We start from the raw sequence: 22191 nt of genomic DNA, 5'->3' as shown, positions 1-22191 counted from the left end.
CGGGGCGGCGTGGGGGGGGGGGGGGGGGGGGGGGGGGGGGGGGGCGGCGCCCCCCCCCCCCCGCCCCCCCCCCCCCCCCGCCTCAGTGGTGCTCAGAGGAGACCGAACTCGAACTCCCCAGCGGAGATGGCCTTGATGAAGGCCTCGTGCGCCGCGCGGTCGAAGGCCAGGGCAGGGCCGGAAGGGTCCTTGCTGTCGCGGACCGCGACTGCTTCGGTAAGGAATGCGTACTCGACACAGTTCTCGTTGCCGCCGCTGTAGCTCGACTTCTCGAACGAGAAGCCAGTCGCGGAAGCGTCCGGGTAGTGGGTCACTTGATCAGCTCTCTCTGTGCGGTGATGAAGGCGATCGAGGAGTCGACAGGAAGAGCCTCGGCCGTGATCTCCTGGAACTTCGCCCGGTACAACTCGACGTCAGTCGGATCCTCGACCCAGAATCCGTTCAGCAGCCCTTCGACGAGCACGACGTCGAGATCCTTCCGCTGAGGGAATCCGAGCAGGACGAACGCGCCGCTCATGCCTGGGTGGATAGCCGCACCTGCAGGCATCACCTGGATGTTGACGTTCGTCAGCCGACTCATCGTCAGCAGCTTGTCGAGCTGTGGCCCCATGATGTCGGGGCGATTCGCGTTTGCCTGGAGGGCGGCTTCATGGATGACTGCCCAGACCTCAACGGGGTTCGGGCGGGTGAGGATGGACTGCCGTGCCATTCGGACCTGCACCAGGTCGTCAACCGTCCCGGCCTTCGTGGCCCGAAGCCGGTCGATGACGAGCCGAGCATATTCGGCGGTCTGGAAGAGGCCTGGGATGAAGGCCGCTTCGTACGTCTTGAACGTCGAAGCCTCGGTTTCGAGTGTGATCAGATCGGTCGCTGAGGCATCGATGACGTCGCGGTAGCTCAGCCACCAGCCACGCTTGCTGCCGTCCTTCGTGATGGCGATCAAACCTGCACGGAACTCATCGTCTTCGCAGCCGTAGTGGTCGAGGAGCTTGTTGACGTCCTCGATCTTGGCCGCTGTGCGGGCGTTCTCGATCCGGTTCAGTTTGGCCAGACTCATGCCGGTGGCCTCAGCAGCAACGTCTGCTGCGATCTTCCTCTGCTCGCGCAGCCTGCGCAGCTCCTCGCCCAGCCGACGACGCCGAACGGTTGATACCGCCATGCAATGCCCCTCCTGACCTGTCGGTGGACCAGTCTGCCCTTGCCGATCACGTAGGCGCTACCGGCAACTGGCAGTGGGTGGCACCGAATTCGGGTTCGATATGCAATTTTGCACACTACTTAGATCCGCTTGCGCACGCGATGGCCTTCGCGTCATGCTGGCTGTAACGGGTCGCATGCATAACGTGATCATCTGGCTGATGCGGCTGCGCTTCTTCGTCATGCCATCGGGTCGATCTCGCGTTTGATTGAGCGATGGTCATCTCTGAACCCCCACGGAGGTATCTTCGTGTTCTCCCTCGAACTCCCCCCTGACTGGTCGGCCCCGCGCGAGGAGTTGCGCGAGGCCACCTCGCGCGCCGGGTGGAAGCCCGACCTGGTCGCCGATGCCGAGCTCGCTCTGCTCGAACTCTTCGTCAATGCCTACCGCCACGGCGGTAGTGCGGCGCCCGTCGTGGTGGTCCTCATCATCGGCGACATCCTCCGCGTCTCGGTCAGCGACGGGAGCCCGGTCCTCCCCGCCCCGCGCGAGGACTCCGACCCGCTCGCCCTCTCCGGGCGGGGCCTGCACCTCGTGCGCTCGCTCACCCACCGCTTCGGTACGGAGACCCGCAGGACCGGCAAGTCCGTCTGGTTCGAGCTGGACGCCGCCGCGTGAGCGCCGTCGACCGCCCGATCGAGCCGGGTCACCCGCTGATGCGTACCTACACCGAGCTCGAAATCGCCTACCTGCTCGTCGAACTCGCCGAGCGTGGCCGCAAGTTCGGTCTCCTCTGGCCCTCTGCGACCACCGACAGCGTGGTGGACGGCCGCGTCCTCGTCCGCTTCGGCAACGCCCCGGCGAGCACCGTGGTCAACCTCCTCGCGCTCCTCCGCTCCCACGACTACGACCGCGACGCGACCGAGGGCGACACCCCGTGCGACTCCTGATCGGCCTGGCCCTGCTCACCCTCCTGATCCTCGCCATCGCCGTCGTCGGCCTCGGCGCGGTCGCCGTCCTGCGGATGCCCCACCGCCCGGACGACGCCACTTCCACCCCGCCCCCCACCCGAGACCGCCAACCGGTGGCCTGACCTCACCCCACCCGCGCCGCCCGGCCGGACCCGCCGGGCGGCTCCTTCCGAGACGCACAGAACCGATGGTGGACGGTCATTTCGCCGAGACCAGCGACCTGTCGTTCACGTGCGCGGGCCCGGTGCCGGTGGAAAACCGGTACGAGAGGAACCGCCTGGGGCGTCCGCCCCGCTCATGAACTCCCGTCCTGACAAAGTCGGAGTCAGACCGGCCAGGACGGGGCGCCAACCTGCCACGGCAGGCTCATTGATCAACCCCAGTAGCCGAACCGAGAGAGGAAGCTGACATGGGAGACCAGAACAAGGGCGGTCCCAGCGACGGCAAGGGCGGCGGGCACGCCAAGCCGGGCGGTGGGGCCATCGGGCCGAAGCCGTCGAAGGACGGAAAGAACCCCGACCCCGCTCCGAAGCACAAGAAGTCGTGACCCCCGGGAGCCCCGAAGCGCTGCGGGCGGCCCTGGTGACGAATCTCGTCAACTCCGGGGCGCTCTCGGAGGAGTGGGTGTCGTCCGTGGCGGCCGTGCCGCGACACGAGTTCCTTCCCGAAACCATCTGGGCGGACGAGAACGGCGGCGACACGGAGTGCAGCCGTTCCGAGAGCCCCGACCGGTGGATGAAGTTGGCCTATGCCGACGTGCCGATCGTCACCCAGTGGGACGACGGCGCGGAAGCTGACCGGAGTATGCCCACGTCGTCGGCGTCGATGCCGACCATGGTGGTCGAGATGCTGGGTGACCTGGGCACGGCCCCGGGGCATCGGGTACTCGAAATCGGGACCGGCACCGGCTACAACGCCGCGCTCCTGTCCCACCGCCTGGACGCCGAGAACGTGTCGACGGTCGAGGTGGATGCGAAGGTCACCGCGCAAGCCCGTACGGCGCTCCGCTCCGCCGGCTACACCCCCGAAGTCGTCTGCGGGGACGGCTCGTTCGGATGGGGTGCCCGGGCGCCGTATGACCGGATCATCTCCACCGTGTCCCTGCGGGACATCCCGCCTGCCTGGCTCGCACAGACCAAGCCGGGCGGTGTGATCGTCAGCCCCGTTTCGCCGCTGTTCGGAGGCGGGGCAGTCGTGCGCCTCACGGTCGGCGACGACGGGACGGCGAGCGGCCCGTTCACTCGGTCGGCAGCTTTCATGATGCTCCGCCAGCAGCGCTACCAGGCTGCTTCGGTGGACGACTACCTTCCGGGCGACTGGCCGGGCGGCTCCGGGCAGTCCTGGACCGAGTTCGACCCCGAGATCATCGGGGGCGACTGGTTGGCACAGTTCGCCACCGCGCTCGCCCTGCCGGACGTGTACTACCGGCGGCACGAGTTCGGTGACGGTGGCTGGACGTGGTGGTTGTTCGACACGGCCGTGACGTCCTGGGCGACCGTGGACTCCGTGCCCGGGGAATCCCGGTTCGAGGTTCGGCAGTCCGGGCCCCGGCGGCTCTGGGACGAAGTGGAGGCCGCCTACAACCAGTGGACGGCAACCGGACGCCCCGGGTACGAGAGGTACGGGCTCACGGTGACCCCTGCCGGACAGACAGCCTGGCTGGACAAGCCCGACAATGTCATCCCGGAGCACCGTCCGTAGGGTGACACCAGGGGTGCGGGTTTCTCCATCGATTCGCCCCGTGCCGATGCCCCGCGGGCACCCTCCTCATCCTCCTGATGCTCGCCATCGCCATCGCCATCGCCGTCGTCGGCCTCGGCGCGGTCGCCGTCCTGCGGATGCCCCACCGCCCGGACGACGCCACTCCCACCCCGCCCCCCGCACGCGACCGCCAATCGGTGGCCTGACCTCACCCCACCCGCGCCGCCCGGCCGGACCTGCCGGGCGGCTACTGGTCGGCCTCGTCTACCTCCTTTGCAGCAGTGGGAAGTTGGGGTCGGCCGGGGCGGCGGAAGGACGCGGCGATGGTCTGGGCCACCTCGGCGCGCTGGCGGGCGGTGCAACCGGTCATCAGGCGTTCCAGGCGACGGAGCACGAGGACGTCACGCCACGCCCGGATCGCTCCGCTCACCACGCCGCACAGCAGGGCGCCCGCCAGGGCGACGGTGGGGGTCATCGGACGGCCTCCGCCCGGTCCAAGCCGTGGGTGTCCGCCGATTCCCCGTGATTGCAGAGAGCATGTCGCCTCAGGACGACGGTTTGACTTCCGACCATGGCGGTCGCCGAGGCCTTGTAGAGTTCGGCGGCGTCCGCCCCATCGAGCCCGTCGGCCAGGCCATGGGCCAGCAGGATGGCGAAGAGCGCCTCCATGCTGTCCCCACAGCACCATTCGATCACCAGATCGGACACGCCATGGGTGTAGCAGTTGGCCACTCCGTGGGTGGCAGCGGCCCGGTTCAGCAGGGTGGGGCGGCGCAGCAGTCTGCTCCACAGCAGATCGCGGACGTCCGGGGCGGCGGTCCGGTCCCAGTACCTGGCGCGAGTGTCCTCCAGTCGGAGGGCTGGTTTCGTCATCTCGTACGGGAGCAGGCTCGGCATCCAGAGCGGGTCACCGTCGGCTCGGACCAAGGTGATGCGAGCAGAACGGAGCTCGCTGGTGATCACGAACTGTCCGTTCCGGAGCAGCCATTGCACGTTAGGGGTCCATCCGACCCTGTGGCGCTCGCGCGTCCAGTCGGTTATCAGTTCGCCCACCACCTCGTCGGCCATCTCCGGGTGGAGGTGCAGCGTGAGTCCGTCCCTGTCCTGGGTCGCGGCGAGCACCCCCAGGACGGCCCCGTCGTACTGGCGGTCGCGGAAGGCATTGGCGAGCACGCCCACCACCATCGCCTCGAAGCGCCGTTGGGCCGGGGTGGCGGCGTCGGGGACCGGGTGCTTGACGAAGACCCTTACCTGCCCGGCGAGTTCACGGGCCCGCCAGAGCGGTAGGCCGGTCAGCCTCTGGATGCGCCTGGCCAGGCGGGTGACATTGTCCGACGCGGACATGAGACTCCAATCCCCCCACGGAGCCGTCCGGCGGCGGCTGGAGAGACAGGTGCGTCTGTCTGTGCGTGCGGATGAAGAGGGGTGACGCCTGCGGGTGACTCTCCGGAGCCCTTCGCCCACCCCGGCCGCCGGTGACCGAGTGCGTGGGCCTGTCGCCACATCAACACAACCAGCTTACACACGCGGGACGTTGCTCCGGTGGGATTCCTCGGTAACCGCAACCCCGGGCGCCGCCCCACCTGGTTCCGGTCCGTGTTGCGCGCGGTCGGTCACCTCGGCGGCCCGTCCCCGCTCCTACACTGGCGGCCATGGCAGACCACCAGCCCTTCTCGGCCTTCCGCGTGCCCGACGCCGACCCGGAGGTCGTCGAGCGGCTGGTCGCGGTGCTGGACGTGCAGGCCGCCAACCCGGGTGTGCGGCGGCTGCGCGAGTGGGCGCACGAGCAACTGGCCGTGCGGCCCGGTGAGCGGGTGCTGGACATCGGGTCCGGTACGGGCTCGGAGACCCTCGTCCTCGCGGCCGCGGTCGGCCCGGACGGCGCCGCGACCGGCCTCGAACCGAACCCCGGCCTGCGCGCCGTCGCCGGGCGGCGCGCCGCCGAGGCGGGCAGTGCGGCGCGGTTCCTCGACGGTGACGCGCTGGCCCTGCCGCTGCCCGACGGTGCGGTGGACGCGGTCCGGTGCGAGCGTGTCCTCCAGCACCTGAGCGACCCGGCGGGAGCCGTCGCCGAGATGGCGCGGGTGCTGCGCCCGGGCGGGCGGGTCGCGCTGCTGGACACCGACTGGTCCACGCTCCTCCTCCACCCGGCCGCCGCGGAGGCCCGGACCGCGCTCACCGGCGTCACCCTGGCCAACTCCGCCACCCCGGAGGCCGGACGCCGCCTGACGGGCTGGCTCTCGGCAGCCGGTCTGACCGTCGACCACGTCGGCGCCGACGTGCTGCTGCACGACCCCGACACCGTCCCCTGGCCGCTCCTGCGCGGCCTCGCGGCGGTGGCCGTCGGCCGCGGGCTGCTCACCGAGGCGCAGCGCGACGACCTGTACGCCGAACTCACGGCCGCGGCCGGGCGGCGTGCCTTCCACCTCTCCGTGACGATGTTCGCCGCGGTCGCCCACCGGCCGGACGGCCCCGCCCCGTCCACCGGTTGAGTTCGCCTGCACAGGAAGTCGGCCCGGTCGACTTCCTGCGTACCCTCCCGGCCTGTCCGAGGGTGCCGCCATACTGGCGGCGCACGTAGCTCGCGCACGTACCACGCGCGCGCAGGCTCGTGCACGTACTCGCACACGAAGCTGCCGGGGCGCCGAGGTGGTGCCCCGTCACGCTGGTCCACTCCTGGAGCCGTTCACCCATGTCCTCGCCCGCCGCGTACCGGTCGCCGAGATCGCTCGCCACCGCCGCCACCGTCCTGCTCGTCGTCTGCGGTGCGCTCACCGTCTTCCGGCTCGTCGCCGACTCCCTCCTGTACCGCGCGGCGGGTGACCTGCCGAGCGGCGTCGAGTTCGGTGACGGCAGCGCGTTCGGCCCCTCGTACGGGCTCCAGATGCTCGCGTACCTGCTCTACAGCCTGGCCCTGATGGGATCGACGGTCGCCTTCCTCAGCTGGTTCCACCGGGTGCGGGTGAACGCCGAGTGGCTGAGCCCGCACGGGCACCGGCACAGCCGCGGCTGGGCCGTCGGCGGCTGGTTCACGCCCGTGGTCTTCCTCTGGTTCCCCTGGCGGATCGCCTGCGACATCTGGCAGGCCGGTGTCCGGCCGGACGCGTCCGGGGTGCGGACACCGCTCCCGACGACGGTCGTCAACGCCTGGTGGGTCAGCTTCTGCCTGTTCAACGTGGTGGACGCGGTGGGAAGCCAGTCGACCGACACGGCGCGCTACCCGGACCAGTACCAGCAGGGCGTGGCCTGGCTGATCGCCTCCGACGCGCTCGAACTGGTCGCCGCCGTCCTCGCCGTCCTGGTGGTGCGGACGGTGACGGCCATGCAGGAGGAACGTTTCGCCGAGCACAGCGCCGCCACCTCGTACGGGGTGTACGTCTCGGCCGTCGAGGGCTGAACCGCCCCGCCCTGTCGAGGCGGCACGGTTCAGGCGTATGCCTCGGGATCGGTGAGTCCCTCCACGAACTCCTGGAAGTCCGCGGCCAGGGGGAGTTCGGATCGGAAGTCGGCGTCGAACCATCCGACCGTGGGGGTCGGACCCGTCCGGTAGTCCAGGGCGATCCAGCAGGGGCCGCTGCCACTGAGGAGCACGAGCGGAGCCGGCAGGCCCCACTCCCCGACCAGGTAGGCGCTGTCGAGCAGGGACAGCGTCCCGGGGCGGTGGCCGATCCCCATCAGGTGCTCGAAGGGCACGTGGTCCGAGGCCCAGGAGGTCGGCGCCGAGGTCGGGAAGGCGCACAGGCCGTCCGTGACCTGTCCACCGTTCTGGAGCCGGAGCAGTGCCACCAGGGAGGCCGGGAGACTCACCCCCAGGGTGTGTTCGGCCTGGTGGACGAGCTGATCGGTCAGTGGCGGCTGAACGCCGTGGTCGACGGAGCCGTCCCAGAAGACATCCTGCAGAACCTCGAAGCCGGGCATGGGCGGCATCGTACGAGGCGCCGCCCGCCGCGCCTCAACCCGGGGCGCCGCCGGCCCAGGCCGCCAGCCGGCCGAAGTCGTCCGCCGTCAGACCGACCTTCGGGTCGACGTGGTGCAGCAGCGCCGGGCCGGGGTGGTGGGCCGCGACCCAGGCGCGGTCCGCGTCCGTGATGTTGTCGTCGACCCAGGCGAAGGGGCGGCCCCGCGCCCAGGCGACGACCTCCGGGGTCTTCCAGAACACCCCGCCGGCCGGCTCCGGCCGGGGCTCGGACCAGGCGATGTACGGCAGTTCGGGCAGCCCCAGCAGCGGGCCGATGAAGGAGTTGGCCTCCTCCTCCCAGGTCGTCGCCCACACCAGTTCGAAGGGCAGCGCCGCCAGGGCCGGCCCGTGCTCAGGGTTGAGCCACACCCGCAGCGGCTTCGGCGCCTTGTGCGGCATCCCCCACAGGGCGAGCCGCCGCCGCTCGTGGGCCGCCCAGCGCGGGGTCAGCAGCCGGTGGGTCCGGTAGCCCTCCGGCCGCCGGTGCGGCTTCGCGGCATCGGGGTTCAGTGGCCCGTCCACGTCCAGCAGCAGCATCGCTCGCACCACGGCGCACCACCTCCTCGAACGTCGTCGAACCGTACCCGGCGGGCCCGTCCCGGCCCAAGCGGATATCGCCTCCGGCCGGCGGACTGTCGTAGGCGACCGGCAGGCTGTGCGCCATGACACTCGCTCCGCCCCTGCCGCCCGTGGCACCGCCCTGGTGGCATCCGCTCGCGCACCTGCACCACCGGACGGTGGACCGGCGTACGGCCACTGCGGCGAAGGACCTCCGGGCGGCCGTGGGGAGACGACTCGACGTCGGTCTGCTGCGCCGCGCACTGGCTTGCCAGGGCGACGGGGAGCTCGTGTTCCGGATCATCGCGGTCGGGTTCCTGGCCGTGATGCTGGTCGGGTTCATCCTCTCGGGCATGAAGGGGCTCTGCACGCCCGGGGGATACCTCCCCACCTCGGGCGGCGAAGTCGGCCCCTGCCCGACGCACCAGGAGAAGGTGTACGTCGCGGAGACGATCGCCCTCTGGGCGGCCGCGTTCATCGCGGCCGCGTCCGTGTACGGCGCGGTGCGGGCCACCGCCGTGCGACCCGCCCAGAAGCCGGTGTTCCCGGCGCTGCTCGTGCTGCGGGCCTGCGCCCGGCTGCACGAGCCCGGGGCGGGCCACGCGGAGGCCGCCGGGCTCAGTGTGAAGGCGCAGGCCCTGGGGCAGGCGCTGATCGATGCGGCGGGGCGGGCCGCCGACGACTACGGCGCCCGGGCGAGCACCCGGGAACTCATGCTCGGCCATGCCCGGCAGGTCGCCGCCCTCCTGGAACGGACCGCCGACGAGCTGCTGCCGGACCGGGACCGTGCCACCCGGAAACTGGCCGAACTGGCGGCGGTGATCGCCGAACAGGTCGCCGACGGACAGTTCACCAACCTGCTCAGGGAGCACGGGCAGCCACCGGACCTGCCGACGAGCGCCCCCGAGTCGCCGGACCGCGCCGACGGGCGACGGCTGGCGATGGCGGCCGTGACGGCGCTGCTGGTCACCGTCTCCCTGGCCGTCACGACCGGGATGCTCGGTCTGCCCGCCTTCGTCACCGCGCCCCTGGTGGCGATCACCGTCCCGCTCCTCACCTTCCTGCTGCTGGCGCACCGCTTCGGCCTCAGCGAGGCAGTGCGCCTCGTCCAGGTCCTGCGGACGGTGCGCGGGGAGAACCCCGTGGAGCCCACGGCCGCGCCCGAACGGCAGGAAGCCGGGTCGGACACCGGTGGTGACCCGCCCGCCGGGGAGGTTCGGGGTGCGGGGAACTCCGCCTGAGATTGCCGGGAAACGGCATGGTGCGCGAGCGGTGGGCGGGTCTACGGTCGCGCGGTGAGTGATTCCACCGCTGCCGTCCGAAGACGGCGTACGTTCTTCGCCGTCGGCTGGGCCGTCCTCCTGCTGGCGGTCGTCCTGCCGCCGCTGGTGGTCGGGCCGGCCTTCGTGGACTCGGGGGCGCCGCTCTGGTCCGGGCTGGTGGCCGTGCTCGGGCCCGCGGTCCTGCTGGACGCGGGCACCGCGCGGCGGAAGGGCTGGCGGGTGGCCGGGGGCATCGTCCGGGCCCGTACCTGGTCGGGGCCGCGGGAGGTGGACCTGACCGACCTCGCGACCGTACGGGCCTGGGAGGGGCAGTCGCGGTGGGGCGGCCCGGTGACGCTGGTGTCCGTATCCGACCGCTCCGGCGGGTGGGTGATCCTCACCGTCGCCCCCAAGCACCTGCACCTTCTCACCGACGCGGTGCGCCACCACGGCGCCGGTTACGTCACGCCGTGGGCCCAGGCGCTGCTGGGTCTCAAGCCGACCCGGTGGTACGTCTCCGGGGCCCGGACGCTCGGATTCATGGTCGTCTCGATCGCGCCGTTCCTCGCCGGCGCGCTGCTGGCCGCGGCGGCCGCCCAGCGCTGAGCGGCCCGGAGGCCTCAGGGCTTGTGCCAGGTCAGGGAGTAGCGCCGCAGGACGTGCCACCGGTAGCGCACCCCGGGCAGCACCCGCCCGGCGGTCTCCCGCACCTCCCGGTAGCTCATCGCGGGGGCGGCCGTCGGCATGCCCTCCGGGCCGGACGCCCGCCGCAGGGCCTTCACGGCCCGTACGAGCGGCGCGGCCGCGACCCACCGGGCCCGGTCCGCCACCGTCTCCTCCCGGGCCAGGCCGACCACCACCAACACCCCTCCGGGGCACAGCAGTTCCCGCATCCTGGTGAGCGCGGCCGTGAAGTCCATGTGGTGCACGGCCGTCACCGAGCAGATGAAGTCGAAGCCGCCGGTGGGCAGTTCGAGGGTGAGGAAGTCCCCTTCCAGGAAGGTGATGTCACCGTGGGCGGCCCGCGCCCGCGCGACCATCCCCCCGTCGCTGTCCACCCCGACCACCCGCCCGCACCGCGGCGCGAGCTTCGCCGCCAACAGCCCGTCCCCGCACCCGACGTCGAGCGCCGCCCCGCACCCGGGCGGCACCGCCCGCAGGATCCCGGGGTGCCGCGCCACGTTGGTGTTCCAGTACGGCCGTTCCTCGCGCGTCACGCCGGATCGTCGGCGAGGGCGGCCAGGGCGGCGGTGACGGCGGCCTCGGCGTGGAGGCGGGCGGTGGGGAAGAGGGGGACGGGGCTGTCCTCGGGGTGGACGAGGAGTTCGATCTCGGTGCAGCCGAGGATGATGCCTTCGGCGCCGGCGGCGACCAGGTCGGCGATGACGCGGCGGTAGGCGGCGCGGGATTCCTCGTGGACGAGGCCGAGGCAGAGTTCCTGGTAGATCACCCGGTGGACCAGGGCGCGGGATTCGGGCCCGGGGACGAGGACGTCCAGGCCGTTGGCGGTCAGGCGGCCGCGGTAGAAGTCCTGTTCCATGGTGAAGGCCGTGCCCAGCAGGCCGACCCGGCGCAGGCCGGCCGCGTGGACGGCGTCGGCGGTGGCGTCGGCGAGGTGCAGCAGGGGGATGGAGACGGCTTCGGCGACCTGGTCGGCGACCTTGTGCATGGTGTTGGTGCAGATCAGCAGCAGGTCGGCGCCGGCGGCCTCCAGGCCGCGGGCGGCGTCGGCGAGGATCGCCCCGGCGTCCTCCCAGCGTCCGGCCGCCTGGAGCCGTTCGATGTCGGCGAAGTCGACGGAGTGGAGCACCAGTCGGGCGGAGTGGAGGCCGCCGAGCCGGTCGCGGGTGAGTTCGTTGAGGGTGCGGTAGTACTCGGCGGTGGATTCCCAGCTCATGCCGCCGATCAGGCCGAGGGTCTTCATGGGCCAGTTATAAGCCAGGGGAGACAGGAAAGGCAATTGTATAAGAACTACTTTGGGAAGCTCTCCCGTGCCACCCGGTGCTGCCATTCCCGGGCGAACACCACCGACCCCGCCTCCAGCGCCCGCAGTTGCACCACGCTGAGGAAGTGCCCGGCGTCGCAGCGCAGTTGGGTGCGGGTCTGGACGGTCACGTCCCAGCCGATGTCCGGCCGCTCCAGCCGTACGGTGCGGTCGGTGCGGGCCTGGGCGCTGAGCGGGGCGCCGGTGAGGATGCGGTAGGCGGTGACGGTGTGCTCGTCGCGGACCAGGCCGTCGGGGTGGGTGCGGGTGCCGTCGGTGGCGGGGGAGAGTTCGGTGCGCCACTCGTGGCGGCCGATGTCGTGCACGGTGACGTGCTCGGGCCGGGCGGTGAGCGGTTCGGTGAGGTGGATGTCCGGCGGGTCGGGCAGGGTGGGGGCCGCCAGGGTGACGGGTGCGGCGCCGGCGTCCGCGGCGAGGTGGCGGACGGGCAGGACGAGGGTGGAGTGGGACGGGTCGAGGGCGTACCCGGTGTCGTCCGCGTTCGGCCACACCCACGGCCAGTAGACGGAGGAGAGCGCGAGCCGCAGCCGGTGCCCGGCCGGGACGGTGGCCGCGCAGGCCGCGAGTTCGACCTCGACGTCCGGGCCGGCGGCGGTCAGCACGCCGCGGGTGAGCAGGGCGGAGGTGCCGTCGGGGCCGACCGCGCACAGCCGGGCGACCACCTGGGCGGGCCCGCCGCCGGAGCGCAGCCGCAGCCGGGCGGTGGGCGCGCCGAGCAGCTCGACGGGTTCGGGCAGCGGCTGGGAGTCGAAGCAGACCGAGCGGCCGTCCTCCTCGCGCTGGTCCGGCGGCTGGTCGGCGGGGCGGCCGTGCGGGACGTAGGCGCCGGCGTTGAGGCCGGTGTGCTGCGGGGAGCGGACGGGGACGTACCGGTCGTGGGAGGCGGTGCCGGCGGTGCGCAGCTGGCCGTCGAGGTCGTAGTGGATCTCCCGGACGTCGGGGGAGGGCCAGGCGTCCTCGCCGGTCCAGCGGGTGCTGATCCAGCTGCGCAGGGCGGGTTCCTTGACGGCGCCGGTGTCGACGCCGCGCAGCCAGTGGTCCCACCAGCGCAGGGTCTCGGGCAGGGCGGCCTCGGGCAGGCCGTGCGGCCAGGGGCCGAGCAGGGCGCGCGCGGTGGGGGACTCGGCGAGCAGGCGCAGCACGAAGGAGCAGGACGGGTCGCCCCAGCCGGCCACGGCGAGGACCGGGACGGACACCGGCACGGTGGTGTCCCCGGCGGCGAGCCAGGCGTCGACGGGGGGTTCGAGGGATTCGAGCCGGGCCAGCCAGCCGGGCCGCCAGGCGTCGCCGAGGCGGCGCGGGTCCGGGGGGAGCGCGGCGTCGGCGATCAGGGCGGTGAGCCGGGTGTGCAGGTCGGCGGCGAGGACGGCGCCGCCGAGCCGGTGGCCGCCCTCGGGGCAGGCGGTGACGGCCGCGCCGACGGTCCCGGGCGCCCGGGCGGCCAGGCGCAGCGCGGTGGTGCCGGCCGCGCCGACGCCGAGCAGGCCGACCCGGCCGTTCGCCCAGGGGCGGCGGGCGAGCCAGTCGACGGCGGCGGCGCCGTCGGTGAGTTCCTGCTCGCCGCCGGGTTCGCCGGGCAGGCCGCCGGAGTCGCCGTGGCCGCGGGTGTCGACCCGGACGGCGGCGTAGCCGTGGCCCGCGTACCAGGGGTGGCGGCGGGCGTCCTCGGCGGCGGTGCGGTCGCCGAGGCGGTCGGCCGAGTACTCCAGCAGGACGGGGACGGGCTCGTCGCTGACCGGGCGCCAGAGTCGGGCGGCGAGTTCCGTGCCGTCGGGCAGCGGGATGCGCAGGTCCTCGCGGGTGGTGTGGAAGGGGTACGACGGCATGGCCGCTCCCATCGGGGTCCCGGGCCGGTGAGCGCCGAGCGGCCCGCGGCGCGTTCGGGGGGCGCGCGGCGGGCTCGGCCCCTCCGACCCTAGGGGAGGAATCGGGCGATTTCCTGATGAGGGGCCCGCAGTGGTGACGCTGCGCAGGCGTGCGGCGGCCGGACGCGCGCCCCTGGCCTGCGCCGTCGTGGTTCGGTTCGCCGCCGTCCGGCATCTGCACATGACTTGCAACTGCTCGCCGGAGGGGGGAAAGATGGCCCAGCTTTCTCCGGACCGCCCGAGTCCGGACCGCCCGAAAGAAGGACCACACGATGCCCAGCGCCGCCACAGCCGCCCCGGCAGGTGCCCCAGCCGTCCGATGGCGCGACCGGCTCACCCGCGAGGAGTGGATCCGGCTGGCCGGGATGGGCGGCTTCATCCTCGCGCTGCACGTCATCGGCTGGTTCACCCTGCTCGCGCTGGTGGCGCCCGAGCACTACGACGTCGGCGGCCAGGTCTTCGGCGCGGGCATGGGCCTGACCGCCTACACCCTGGGGATGCGGCACGCCTTCGACGCGGACCACATCGCGGCGATCGACAACACCACCCGCAAGCTGATGGGCCAGGGCAAGCGGCCGCTGTCGGTCGGCTTCTGGTTCTCGCTCGGGCACTCCTCGATCGTCTTCGGCCTCTGCGCGCTGCTGGCCTTCGGCATCCGCACGCTCGCGGACCAGGTCCAGGCGGACGACTCGACCCTGCACAAGATGACGGGTCTGATCGGCACCGCGGTCTCCGGCAGCTTCCTGCTGCTGCTCGGCCTGATCAACCTGGGCGCCTTCAACGGCATCCTCAAGGTGTTCCGCCGGATGCGCGTCGGCGAGTACGACGAGGCGGAGCTGGAGCGCCAGTTGGAGCGCCGCGGGCTGATGAACCGGATCCTCGGCAAGGTCACCCGGGCGGTCACCAAGCCCTGGCACATGTACCCGGTGGGCCTGCTGTTCGGCCTGGGCTTCGACACCGCGACCGAGGTGTCCCTGCTGGTGCTGGCCGGCGGCGCGGCGGCGTTCTCGCTGCCCTGGTACGCGCTGCTGACGCTGCCGATCCTGTTCGCGGCCGGGATGAGCCTGCTGGACACCATCGACGGCTCGTTCATGAACTTCGCCTACGAGTGGGCGTTCTCCAAGCCGGTCCGCAAGATCTACTACAACCTGACGGTCACCGGCCTGTCGGTGCTGGTCGCGCTGGTCATCGGCCTGGTCGAGCTGATCGGCCTGCTCGGCGAGAAGCTGGACATCACCAGCGGGCCGATCGCCTGGATCGGCGGGCTGGACCTCAACTTCGTCGGCTACGCGATCGTCGGCCTGTTCGTGCTGACCTGGGCCGGGGCGATCGCGTTCTGGAAGTTCGGCCGGGTCGAGGAGAAGTGGTCGGCGGGGCTGGCGGCGGGCTCCGCGGCCGACGCCGAGTAGCGCGCCGCCCGCAGACGGGCCGAGGACGGCCCGAGGACGGCCCGAGGGGCCGGTGGACCAGACCCTGGTCACCGGCCCCTCGTGGCTCTCCACGACGGACGGGCGGACTACTTGAGCGCGGCGAGCACCGCGTCCGCCATCACCTTCTCGCCGGTCGCGTTGGGGTGGAACGGTACGGCGGGCGAGCCGGGCAGGGCGCCCTCGATCCAGCGGTCGTCCGAGCAGACGTCGTGCCCGCGGGTCGGCGTCGCGGTGTCCACGTACGTCGCGCCGTTGGCGGCCGCGGTGGACTTGAGGGCGGCGTTCAGCTTGTCGAGCACGCCGTGCATGTACTCCACGTCGCCGGGGGTCACCGGCTGGCGCAGGACGCAGGTCGAGCCGTCGGCGGGCAGCACGGACGGGTAACCGACCAGCAGTACCCGGGCCTTGGGGGCCTTGGCGTGGATCTGCCGGAGGGTGGTGGCGATCTGGGGGGCGATGGTGCCGGTGATCCGCTCGGCCAGGTCGTCGTCGCCGTACTGCCAGGACCACGTCCGCCAGTCGAAGTAGCCGTGGTGGTAGACGTCCTTGCAGGGCGTGCCGAGCGGGTTGACGACCGCGCCGGCGATGCAGGTGGCGACGAGTTCGCCGAGGCCGAGGTCGCTGGCGGCGAGGTCGTTGCCGCCGATCCCGAGGGTGACCAGGTCGGTGTCGGCGGTCACCGAGTCCAGCTGCGGGTCGTTGACCCGGATGAAGGCGTCGTACTGGGGCTGCGTCATGGCCTTGACCTTGGCGGCCGCGCAGGTGACGTCGGTGTACGCGCCCGCCTTGAGCGAGGCGGCGACCAGGTGGCCGTAGTTGTGGTCGGAGCGCAGGCACAGGCCGGCCGACTGGCCGGGGACGCCGGCGCCGGCGGCGTAGGAGTCGCCGAGGGCCACGTAGTGCTTCGGCGCGGGGGTGGCCGCCTGGGCGGTGGTGGAGGTGAGCGCGAGGGCGGCGCCGACGGCGACGGCCGCGAGGGCGCTGGAATTGCGGAGTCGCCGGGAATTCCGGGCAGGGCGGAGCACGGTTCCTCCTGGGGGAGAGAAACGACGGGTGGGGGGTCGTGCTGAGCCGGGCCACAGCTACTACTCGTACTACTCGCAGGTAAGTTACATCCAGGTTTCGCGGCCGTCCATAGGTGACGGCGGAATTTCCGGAAATCCCGTCAGATGACACCGGGTGCCATTTCGAATTCCGCTCCACCGCGTTTCGGAATTGCCGCCGATACGTGCGGGAAGGGAATTCGGTTCACCTGGTGCGTGTTCCGGGTCTCCCGGGGCCCCGGGCGGTCTCGATGCCCGGTGGGCTGACAGGTACAGTTCCGGTGCAGAGCGTGCCGTCGAACCGGGCCGCCGACCAGGAGGGGGATCAGCGGGGATGAGCCGCCGAGAGCGCGACCGTGACCGCGACCGCGACGGCAAGCGGGGCACCGGTGCCCCGGTGACCGTCACCGTCTGCCGCGACTGCTGCTGCGGCAGCCTGACCAAGCACCCCGAGGTGGACCACGCGGGCCAGTTCGAGCGGCTGCGGACGGCGGTCGGCTCGGCGGGCCGGGTCCGGGGGTCGAAGTGCCTGGACGTCTGCTCCCAGTCCAACGTGGTGGTGGTCGGCCCGTCCAGCGAGGGGCGGGCGGCGGGGGCGCGTCCGGTCTGGTTCGGCTTCGTGCTGATGGACGAGATGATCGACGACATCGCCGCCTGGGTGCGGGCGGGCGGCCCCGGCGTCGCCGAGCCGCCCGGGCTGCTCGACCTCCAGCTGATCTCGGTCTCCCGTCGGGTCCGCGAGGGCCTGCCGGAGTGACCGCGGGGACCGCGAGGTGCTGACGGACCGTCAGATCGACGTCCCGGCACGGCTCCGGGGTCGGCCCACTACCATGACCGGTGGCGTCGAGCCGTTCCGCGCAACGGGAGGAAGACGATGACGACGGTCTGCCGCATCTGCGCGGGCACCGGCCGGACCGCCGGCCTCAACTGCCGTACCTGCCAGGGCACCGGCACCACCGAGGTGGGCGGCGGGGGCGGCAACTGCTTCCTCTGCGACGGCACCGGGGTGTACGTGCGCTACCGGGTGGACGCGACCGGCGCCAAGCAGGCGTACCGGGACGAGATCTGCCGCACCTGCGACGGCACCGGCAACCGGTCGGCGAACCTCTGGGACGAACCGTCCTCCTGAGCCGTCCTCCTGAGCCGTCCTCCTGAGCCGTCCTCCTGAGCCACCGTCCTGAGCCGCCGTCCCCCGAACCACCCGCCCGGCCGGGGCCGATGATCCGACATCACTTCGATGTGGACATGCTCTTTGCCTAACCATGGTCGAACGTTGGTGTTCGAGTGGCCGATGCGCTGACCCCCGTTCACCGGAAGTCCGTGCGCGGTCAACGCGCCGCTGACAGAGTCCCGCGCATGGATATCCCCAACATGGGCGTGCCGGCCAAGCTTGCCGACCGCATGAGCATGGCCGAGCAGCACGAGTACCTGCGGGCCCGTTTCTCCCGCCGCCGGATGCTGCGCGCCGGTGCCGTCACCGTGGGCGCGGTCGCCGTCGGCGGTGCCCTGGGCAGCGCGCCGGCCTTCGCCGCCCCGGCGAGCCCCCAGCTCCTGACGGGTGCCACGACGGCCGGCATCGACGGTGCGCTGGTCGCGCCGGTCGGGCGTCACCTCCAGTTCGGCGCCGAGCCGGACACCCAGTTCCGCATCTCCTGGCAGGTCCCGGCGCCGGTCAGGAAGCCGTTCCTGCGCTTCGGCAAGCACCCGTGGGAGCTGAGCCACAAGATCCAGGCCGAGGTCCGCGCGCTGCACACCCCGGCGCTGACCCCGACCGGCAAGCCGGTGGACCAGTACTACCTGCACGTGGCGCTGGAGGACCTCCAGCCCGACACCACCTACTACTACGGCGTCGGCCACGAGGGCTTCGACCCGGCCTCGCAGCAGCAGATCTCCACCCTGCACACCTTCCGCACCGCGCCCTCCCGCGACCACCGCTGGGGCAAGGTGTACGAGCCGTTCACCTTCACCGCCTTCGGCGACCAGGGCGTCAGCGCCCACGCGGCCGGCAACGACAACATCATCAAGGCCCAGAAGCCGGCCTTCCACCTGCACGCCGGCGACATCTGCTACGCCGACCCGGCCGGTTCCGGCACCGACCCGGACAAGTCCGTCTTCAACGCCAAGACCTGGGACGACTTCCTGGTCCAGACCGAGACCGTCGCCGCCGACATCCCGTGGATGGTCGCGTACGGCAACCACGACATCGAGGCCTGGTACTCGCCGAACGGCTACGGCGGCGAGAACGCCCGCTTCTTCCTGCCGGACAACGGCCCGGACCCGCGCCAGGTCCCCGGCGTCTACACCTTCCGGTACAAGAACGTCGGCGTCATCTCGCTGGACGCCAACGACGTCTCCTACGAGATCCCGGCCAACCTGGGCATCTCGGCGAACAAGCAGACCAAGTGGCTGGAGCGCACCCTCAAGGACCTGCGCAACGACGAGACCGTCGACTTCGTCGTGGTCTTCTTCCACCACTGCGCCTTCTCCACCACCGTCGCCCACGCCTCCGAGGGCGGCGTCCGCGAGGCCTGGGTGCCGCTGTTCGAGAAGTACCGGGTGGACCTGGTCATCAACGGCCACAACCACATCTACGAGCGCACCGACGCCATCCTCGGCAACAAGGTCTCGAAGCAGGTGCCGAGCGGCGCCACCATCGAGCCGGCCAAGGACGGCGTGGTCTACGTGACCGCGGGCGCGGCCGGCCGCAGCCTGTACAACTTCGCGACCCCGGACACCTACGAGGGCCACGAGAACCACCAGGACGAGGTGCAGAGCTACTACTGGAGCAAGGGCCGGGTGAAGACCCCCGAGACCATCCAGTGGTCGCGGGTCCGCTACACCGGCTACTCCTTCATCAAGGTCGACGTCACCCCGGCCCACCTGGGCCAGAAGTCGTCCATGAAGGTCACCGCGCTGGCCGAGAACGGCACCCAGATCGACCACTACACGATCCTGCGCAAGGTCGGCGAGGGCTGGGACTCCAACAGCGACGACGACGGCCAGGGCGGCGGCTGGGGCTGGTAGTCCCCGAACCCCCCTGCCGGGCCCCGGCGTCGAGGAGCGAAGCCCTCAGCGCCGGGGCCCGTACATGATCACGCCGACCCCGGCCAGGCAGATCAGCGCGCCCAGCACGTCGTAGCGGGTCGGCCGGAAGCCGTCCACGGCCATGCCCCACAGCAGCGAGCCGGCCACGAACACCCCGCCGTAGGCGGCCAGCACCCGGCCGAACTCGGCGTCCGGCTGCCGCGCCGCCACGAAGCCGTACACGCCCAGCGCCACCACGCCCAACCCGGCCAGCCACCACGGCCGTTGCTCCCGCACGCTCTGCCAGACCAGCCAGCAGCCGCCGATCTCGGCGACGGCCGCGAGGGCGAACAGGACGACGGAGCGCAGAACGGTCATGGTCCGTGAGCGTACGGGCTCAGACCTGCCGGTACGTGGCCAGGAAGCGCCCGATCCGGTTGATCGCCGTCTCCAGGTCGTCGGCGCGCGGCAGGGTGACGAAGCGGAAGTGGTCCGGGCGGGGCCAGTTGAAGCCGGTGCCCTGGACGACGTGGATCTTCTCGCGCAGCAGCAGGTCCAGCACGAAGCGCTCGTCGTCGACGATCCGGTGCACCGCCGGGTCGAGCTTGGCGAAGGCGTACAGCGCGCCCTTGGGCTTGACGCAGCTGACCCCGGGGATCTCGTTGAGCGCCTTGACCGCGATGTCGCGCTGCTCGGTGAGCCGGCCGCTCGGCAGGACCAGGTCGTTGATCGACTGGTGGCCGCCGAGCGCGGCCTGGACGGCGTACTGCGCGGGCACGTTGGGGCACAGCCGCATGCCGGAGAGCATGGTCAGGCCCTCCAGGTAGTCGGTGGCGTGCTGCTTGGGGCCGGAGACGACCAGCCAGCCGCTGCGGAAGCCGGCCACCCGGTAGGCCTTGGAGAGGCCGTTGAAGGTGAGGGTGAGCACGTCCTCGGCGAGCGCGGCCAGGCAGTGGTGCTCGGTGCCGTCGTAGAGGATCTTGTCGTAGATCTCGTCGGCCAGCACCATCAGCTGGTGGCGGCGGGCCAGGTCGAGGATCCCCTCCAGCAGCTCCTTCGGGTAGACCGCGCCGGTCGGGTTGTTGGGGTTGATGACGACGATCGCCTTGGTGCGGGCGGTGATCTTGGCGGCGATGTCGTCGAGGTCCGGGTACCACTCGGCCTCCTCGTCGCACAGGTAGTGCACGGCCTTGCCGCCGGCCAGCCGGACGGAGGCCGTCCACAGCGGGTAGTCCGGCATCGGGACGAGCACCTCGTCGCCGTCGTCCACCAGGGCGGTGACCGCCATCTGGATCAGCTCGGAGACGCCGTTGCCGAGGTAGACGTCGTTGACGCCGACGCCCTGGACCCCGCGCTGCTGGTAGTACTGCACCACGGCGCGGCGGGCCGGCAGGATGCCGCGCGAGTCGCTGTAGCCGTGCGCCGAGGGCAGGTTGCGGATGATGTCCTGGATGATCTCCTCGGGCGCCTCGAAGCCGAACGGCGCCGGGTTGCCGGTGTTCAGCCGCAGCACGCTGTGCCCGGCCTCCTCCAGGGCGTTGGCCTGGTCGACCACCGGACCCCGGATCTCGTAGCACACGTCGTTCAGCTTGCTCGACTGCCGAAACTCCATCTGCGGCCTCCCGACCGTCACCACCGCTCCGCTGCTACCGCTTTGTTCTACCAAGTAGGCACTTGGAAAGTCCAACCTTTTGGCTATGCTGATCCACATGTCACGCCGAAGCTACGACCAGTACTGCGCCGTCGCCCGCGCCCTGGACGCGGTGGGGGAGCGCTGGAGCCTCCTGATCGTCCGTGAACTCCTGCGCGGCCCGCGCCGCTACACCGACCTGCACGCCGACCTGCCCGGGGTCTCCACCGACATCCTGGCCGCCCGGCTCAAGCAGCTGGAGGGCGAGGGGCTCGCGGAACGGCGGCGGCTGGAACGGCCGGCCAACGCCACGGTGTACGAGCTGACCGACCGGGGGCGCGAACTGCGACCGGTGATCGAGGCCCTGGGGGAGTGGGGGCTCGGCGCCCTCGGCGACCAGCGGCCCACCGACGCGGTGCGGGAGCACTGGTTCACGGCTCCGGGCGCGGGTGCGGGTGCGGGCGCGGGTGTCGCGGCGGCCGTCGGGGGCTGAACGGGCGCCGGGCGGGGGCTGAGCTGGGCGGGGGCTGAGCGGGGCGGCGGCAAGGCCCCCGTCGCCGGCCGCCGCCCCGTGGCCCCAGGATGGCGCAGGGCGATAAACGAACACTGGACGCCGAATGAGCGGCCGGGCCCCCGCGACACTGGTTGGCAAGTGCACACGTACGATCGTCGGATCGCGGAGCCAACTCAGGAGAGCGGAAGCAGCCCGTGCCCACCATCAGCCGCAGTTACGCCAGCTACGTCGCCGTCGGGGACTCCTTCACCGAGGGCATGTGCGACGACCTCCATCCCGACGGCCACTACCGCGGCTGGGCCGACCGGGTCGCCTCCGCGCTCGCCGCCGAGGGCGGGTCCGAGGGTGGATCCGACGGCTTCCGGTACGCCAACCTCGCCGTCCGCGGCAAGCTCATCGGCCAGATCCACGACGAACAGCTCCCCGCCGCCGCCGGGATGGGCGCCGACCTCGTCACCCTGGCCGGCGGCCTCAACGACGTGCTGCGCCCCGGCTGCGACATCGACCGGGTCGAGCGGCTGCTCGGCCGCTGCGCCGCCGAACTGCGCGCCACCGGCGCCACCGTCGTCCTGTTCACCAGTACCGACCCCAGCCGCAGGATGGCCGGCGGCGCCCGGCTGCTGCCCGCCATCCTGCGGATGAAGGCCTTCGTCCAGGAGCTCGGGCGGCAGGACGGCTACGCCGTCGTCGACCTGTTCTCCGCGCCCTGCTTCGACGACCGCCGGCTCTGGGCCGAGGACCGGCTGCACCTCTCGCCCGAAGGCCACCGCCGGGTCGCCGAAGGCGTCCTGGAGGCCCTCGGCCGCCCGGCCGCCTTCGACTGGCGCGCCCCGCTGCCCGCCGTCGCCCCGCCCGGCCGCGCCGAACGGCTGCGCTCCGACGCCCGCTGGCTGGGCACCCACCTCGGCCCCTGGATCGGCCGCCGCCTCACCGGCCGCTCCTCCGGCGACGGCCGGCCGCCGAAGCGGCCGGAGCTGCTGCCGTTCCCGGACAGGCCCTAGGTTCTGTCCGGCGGATCATGTGACTTCTCCATGCCGGGCTCGTTGTGCCCGGCATGGGGCGGGGTGATCTGACGAACGACGAATGGGGCCG

27 protein-coding genes and 1 pseudogene are annotated in these 22191 nt (G+C 71.9%); 16 read left to right on the top strand and 12 right to left on the bottom strand.

Annotated features, from left to right (window positions below; genetic code table 11):
* Positions 1-92 precede the first annotated feature (92 nt).
* Both ACFWXO_RS36585 and ACFWXO_RS36580 read right to left on the bottom strand, forming a co-directional pair.
* Complete coding sequence (locus ACFWXO_RS36585; RefSeq protein ID WP_380529556.1) at positions 93-314, bottom strand: DUF397 domain-containing protein; 222 nt, start codon at positions 312-314, stop codon at positions 93-95.
* On the bottom strand, positions 311-1159 hold the full coding sequence (locus ACFWXO_RS36580) for a helix-turn-helix transcriptional regulator (RefSeq protein WP_380529554.1): 849 nt from the start codon (positions 1157-1159) through the stop codon (positions 311-313). Before ACFWXO_RS36580 ends, ACFWXO_RS36585 begins: the two co-directional genes overlap by 4 nt.
* A 288-nt stretch (positions 1160-1447) precedes the next feature.
* On the opposite strand from ACFWXO_RS36580, the gene ACFWXO_RS36575 reads away from it, so the two are divergent.
* The 6 genes from ACFWXO_RS36575 to ACFWXO_RS36550 all read left to right on the top strand — a co-directional run bounded on the left by ACFWXO_RS36575 (position 1448) and on the right by ACFWXO_RS36550 (position 4016).
* On the top strand, positions 1448-1816 hold the full coding sequence (locus ACFWXO_RS36575; protein ID WP_380529552.1) for an ATP-binding protein: 369 nt from the start codon (positions 1448-1450) through the stop codon (positions 1814-1816).
* A complete protein-coding gene (locus ACFWXO_RS36570; protein WP_380529550.1) occupies positions 1813-2088 on the top strand; it encodes a hypothetical protein in 276 nt (91 codons plus the stop codon). Before ACFWXO_RS36575 ends, ACFWXO_RS36570 begins: the two co-directional genes overlap by 4 nt.
* Positions 2076-2231 (top strand): hypothetical protein, encoded by a 156-nt coding sequence (locus ACFWXO_RS36565; RefSeq protein ID WP_380405792.1) that lies wholly within the window; start codon positions 2076-2078, stop codon positions 2229-2231. The genes ACFWXO_RS36570 and ACFWXO_RS36565 overlap by 13 nt, the downstream gene beginning before the upstream one ends.
* Before the next feature lie 287 nt (positions 2232-2518).
* A complete protein-coding gene (locus ACFWXO_RS36560; protein ID WP_380529548.1) occupies positions 2519-2656 on the top strand; it encodes a hypothetical protein in 138 nt (45 codons plus the stop codon).
* Positions 2653-3810 (top strand): methyltransferase domain-containing protein, encoded by a 1158-nt coding sequence (locus tag ACFWXO_RS36555; protein ID WP_380529546.1) that lies wholly within the window; start codon positions 2653-2655, stop codon positions 3808-3810. Before ACFWXO_RS36560 ends, ACFWXO_RS36555 begins: the two co-directional genes overlap by 4 nt.
* Positions 3811-3887: 77 nt before the next feature.
* A complete protein-coding gene (locus ACFWXO_RS36550; RefSeq protein ID WP_380529544.1) occupies positions 3888-4016 on the top strand; it encodes a hypothetical protein in 129 nt (42 codons plus the stop codon).
* Between the two features lie 41 nt (positions 4017-4057).
* Here ACFWXO_RS36550 and ACFWXO_RS36545 read toward each other — a convergent pair whose 3' ends face one another.
* Together ACFWXO_RS36545 and ACFWXO_RS36540 are read right to left on the bottom strand one after the other, a co-directional pair.
* Positions 4058-4285, bottom strand: coding sequence for a hypothetical protein (locus ACFWXO_RS36545; RefSeq protein WP_380529542.1), 228 nt, complete (start codon positions 4283-4285; stop codon positions 4058-4060).
* Positions 4282-5154 (bottom strand): hypothetical protein, encoded by an 873-nt coding sequence (locus ACFWXO_RS36540; protein WP_380529540.1) that lies wholly within the window; start codon positions 5152-5154, stop codon positions 4282-4284. The genes ACFWXO_RS36545 and ACFWXO_RS36540 overlap by 4 nt, the downstream gene beginning before the upstream one ends.
* Positions 5155-5462: 308 nt before the next feature.
* Between ACFWXO_RS36540 and ACFWXO_RS36535 the strand changes: the two genes are divergently transcribed.
* Positions 5463-6302 carry a methyltransferase domain-containing protein gene (locus tag ACFWXO_RS36535; protein WP_380529538.1) on the top strand — a complete coding sequence of 280 codons (840 nt, stop codon included), beginning with the start codon at positions 5463-5465 and terminating at the stop codon, positions 6300-6302.
* 200 nt (positions 6303-6502) lie between these two features.
* A complete protein-coding gene (locus ACFWXO_RS36530) occupies positions 6503-7207 on the top strand; it encodes a DUF4328 domain-containing protein (protein WP_375890241.1) in 705 nt (234 codons plus the stop codon).
* 29 nt (positions 7208-7236) lie between these two features.
* Here ACFWXO_RS36530 and ACFWXO_RS36525 read toward each other — a convergent pair whose 3' ends face one another.
* The gene (locus ACFWXO_RS36525; RefSeq protein WP_380529536.1) at positions 7237-7728 is read right to left on the bottom strand and encodes an SMI1/KNR4 family protein; all 492 of its coding nucleotides are present in this window, start codon (positions 7726-7728) and stop codon (positions 7237-7239) included.
* Positions 7729-7762: 34 nt separating this feature from the next.
* Positions 7763-8305, bottom strand: coding sequence for an HAD domain-containing protein (locus tag ACFWXO_RS36520; RefSeq protein ID WP_380529574.1), 543 nt, complete (start codon positions 8303-8305; stop codon positions 7763-7765).
* A gap of 125 nt (positions 8306-8430) precedes the next feature.
* On the opposite strand from ACFWXO_RS36520, the gene ACFWXO_RS36515 reads away from it, so the two are divergent.
* Entirely contained in the window at positions 8431-9567 is a 1137-nt protein-coding gene (locus ACFWXO_RS36515; RefSeq protein ID WP_380529533.1) for a hypothetical protein, read from the top strand.
* Between the two features lie 54 nt (positions 9568-9621).
* Entirely contained in the window at positions 9622-10194 is a 573-nt protein-coding gene (locus ACFWXO_RS36510; protein WP_380529531.1) for a hypothetical protein, read from the top strand.
* 14 nt (positions 10195-10208) lie between these two features.
* Here the strand turns inward: ACFWXO_RS36510 and ACFWXO_RS36505 are convergent, their stop codons facing one another.
* The 3 genes from ACFWXO_RS36505 to ACFWXO_RS36495 are packed head-to-tail and all read right to left on the bottom strand — an operon-like array spanning position 10209 to position 13419.
* Positions 10209-10805, bottom strand: coding sequence for a class I SAM-dependent methyltransferase (locus ACFWXO_RS36505; protein ID WP_380529529.1), 597 nt, complete (start codon positions 10803-10805; stop codon positions 10209-10211).
* Complete coding sequence (locus tag ACFWXO_RS36500) at positions 10802-11512, bottom strand: aspartate/glutamate racemase family protein (RefSeq protein WP_380529527.1); 711 nt, start codon at positions 11510-11512, stop codon at positions 10802-10804. Before ACFWXO_RS36500 ends, ACFWXO_RS36505 begins: the two co-directional genes overlap by 4 nt.
* Positions 11513-11559: 47 nt before the next feature.
* A complete protein-coding gene (locus tag ACFWXO_RS36495; RefSeq protein WP_380529525.1) occupies positions 11560-13419 on the bottom strand; it encodes a CocE/NonD family hydrolase in 1860 nt (619 codons plus the stop codon).
* 311 nt (positions 13420-13730) lie between these two features.
* Between ACFWXO_RS36495 and ACFWXO_RS36490 the strand changes: the two genes are divergently transcribed.
* On the top strand, positions 13731-14867 hold the full coding sequence (locus ACFWXO_RS36490; protein ID WP_375890255.1) for a HoxN/HupN/NixA family nickel/cobalt transporter: 1137 nt from the start codon (positions 13731-13733) through the stop codon (positions 14865-14867).
* 107 nt (positions 14868-14974) lie between these two features.
* Here the strand turns inward: ACFWXO_RS36490 and ACFWXO_RS36485 are convergent, their stop codons facing one another.
* Positions 14975-15913 carry an SGNH/GDSL hydrolase family protein gene (locus tag ACFWXO_RS36485; RefSeq protein ID WP_380529523.1) on the bottom strand — a complete coding sequence of 313 codons (939 nt, stop codon included), beginning with the start codon at positions 15911-15913 and terminating at the stop codon, positions 14975-14977.
* A gap of 352 nt (positions 15914-16265) precedes the next feature.
* On the opposite strand from ACFWXO_RS36485, the gene ACFWXO_RS36480 reads away from it, so the two are divergent.
* The 3 genes from ACFWXO_RS36480 to ACFWXO_RS36470 all read left to right on the top strand — a co-directional run bounded on the left by ACFWXO_RS36480 (position 16266) and on the right by ACFWXO_RS36470 (position 18955).
* A complete protein-coding gene (locus tag ACFWXO_RS36480) occupies positions 16266-16688 on the top strand; it encodes a (2Fe-2S) ferredoxin domain-containing protein (protein ID WP_375890259.1) in 423 nt (140 codons plus the stop codon).
* A gap of 117 nt (positions 16689-16805) precedes the next feature.
* The gene (locus tag ACFWXO_RS36475; protein ID WP_350510191.1) at positions 16806-17060 is read left to right on the top strand and encodes a hypothetical protein; all 255 of its coding nucleotides are present in this window, start codon (positions 16806-16808) and stop codon (positions 17058-17060) included.
* 227 nt (positions 17061-17287) lie between these two features.
* Positions 17288-18955, top strand: a complete 1668-nt coding sequence (locus ACFWXO_RS36470) for a fibronectin type III domain-containing protein (protein WP_380529520.1) — start codon at positions 17288-17290, stop codon at positions 18953-18955.
* Positions 18956-19000: 45 nt separating this feature from the next.
* Here ACFWXO_RS36470 and ACFWXO_RS36465 read toward each other — a convergent pair whose 3' ends face one another.
* The gene (locus ACFWXO_RS36465; RefSeq protein WP_375890263.1) at positions 19001-19333 is read right to left on the bottom strand and encodes a YnfA family protein; all 333 of its coding nucleotides are present in this window, start codon (positions 19331-19333) and stop codon (positions 19001-19003) included.
* Between the two features lie 19 nt (positions 19334-19352).
* Positions 19353-20567, bottom strand: coding sequence for a pyridoxal phosphate-dependent aminotransferase (locus ACFWXO_RS36460; RefSeq protein WP_380529517.1), 1215 nt, complete (start codon positions 20565-20567; stop codon positions 19353-19355).
* A 97-nt stretch (positions 20568-20664) separates the two neighbouring features.
* On the opposite strand from ACFWXO_RS36460, the pseudogene ACFWXO_RS36455 reads away from it, so the two are divergent.
* Positions 20665-21048 (top strand): annotated as a pseudogene (locus ACFWXO_RS36455) (winged helix-turn-helix transcriptional regulator); the annotation flags it as partial.
* A gap of 245 nt (positions 21049-21293) precedes the next feature.
* Complete coding sequence (locus ACFWXO_RS36450; protein WP_380529515.1) at positions 21294-22100, top strand: SGNH/GDSL hydrolase family protein; 807 nt, start codon at positions 21294-21296, stop codon at positions 22098-22100.
* Positions 22101-22191: the final 91 nt, after the last annotated feature.

This window comes from Kitasatospora sp. NPDC059088 (genome assembly GCF_042738155.1).
Lineage (GTDB): Bacteria > Actinomycetota > Actinomycetes > Streptomycetales > Streptomycetaceae > Kitasatospora.
Note: the sequence above shows the minus strand (reverse complement) of the source record. Positions and strands in the feature narration are given on the sequence as shown.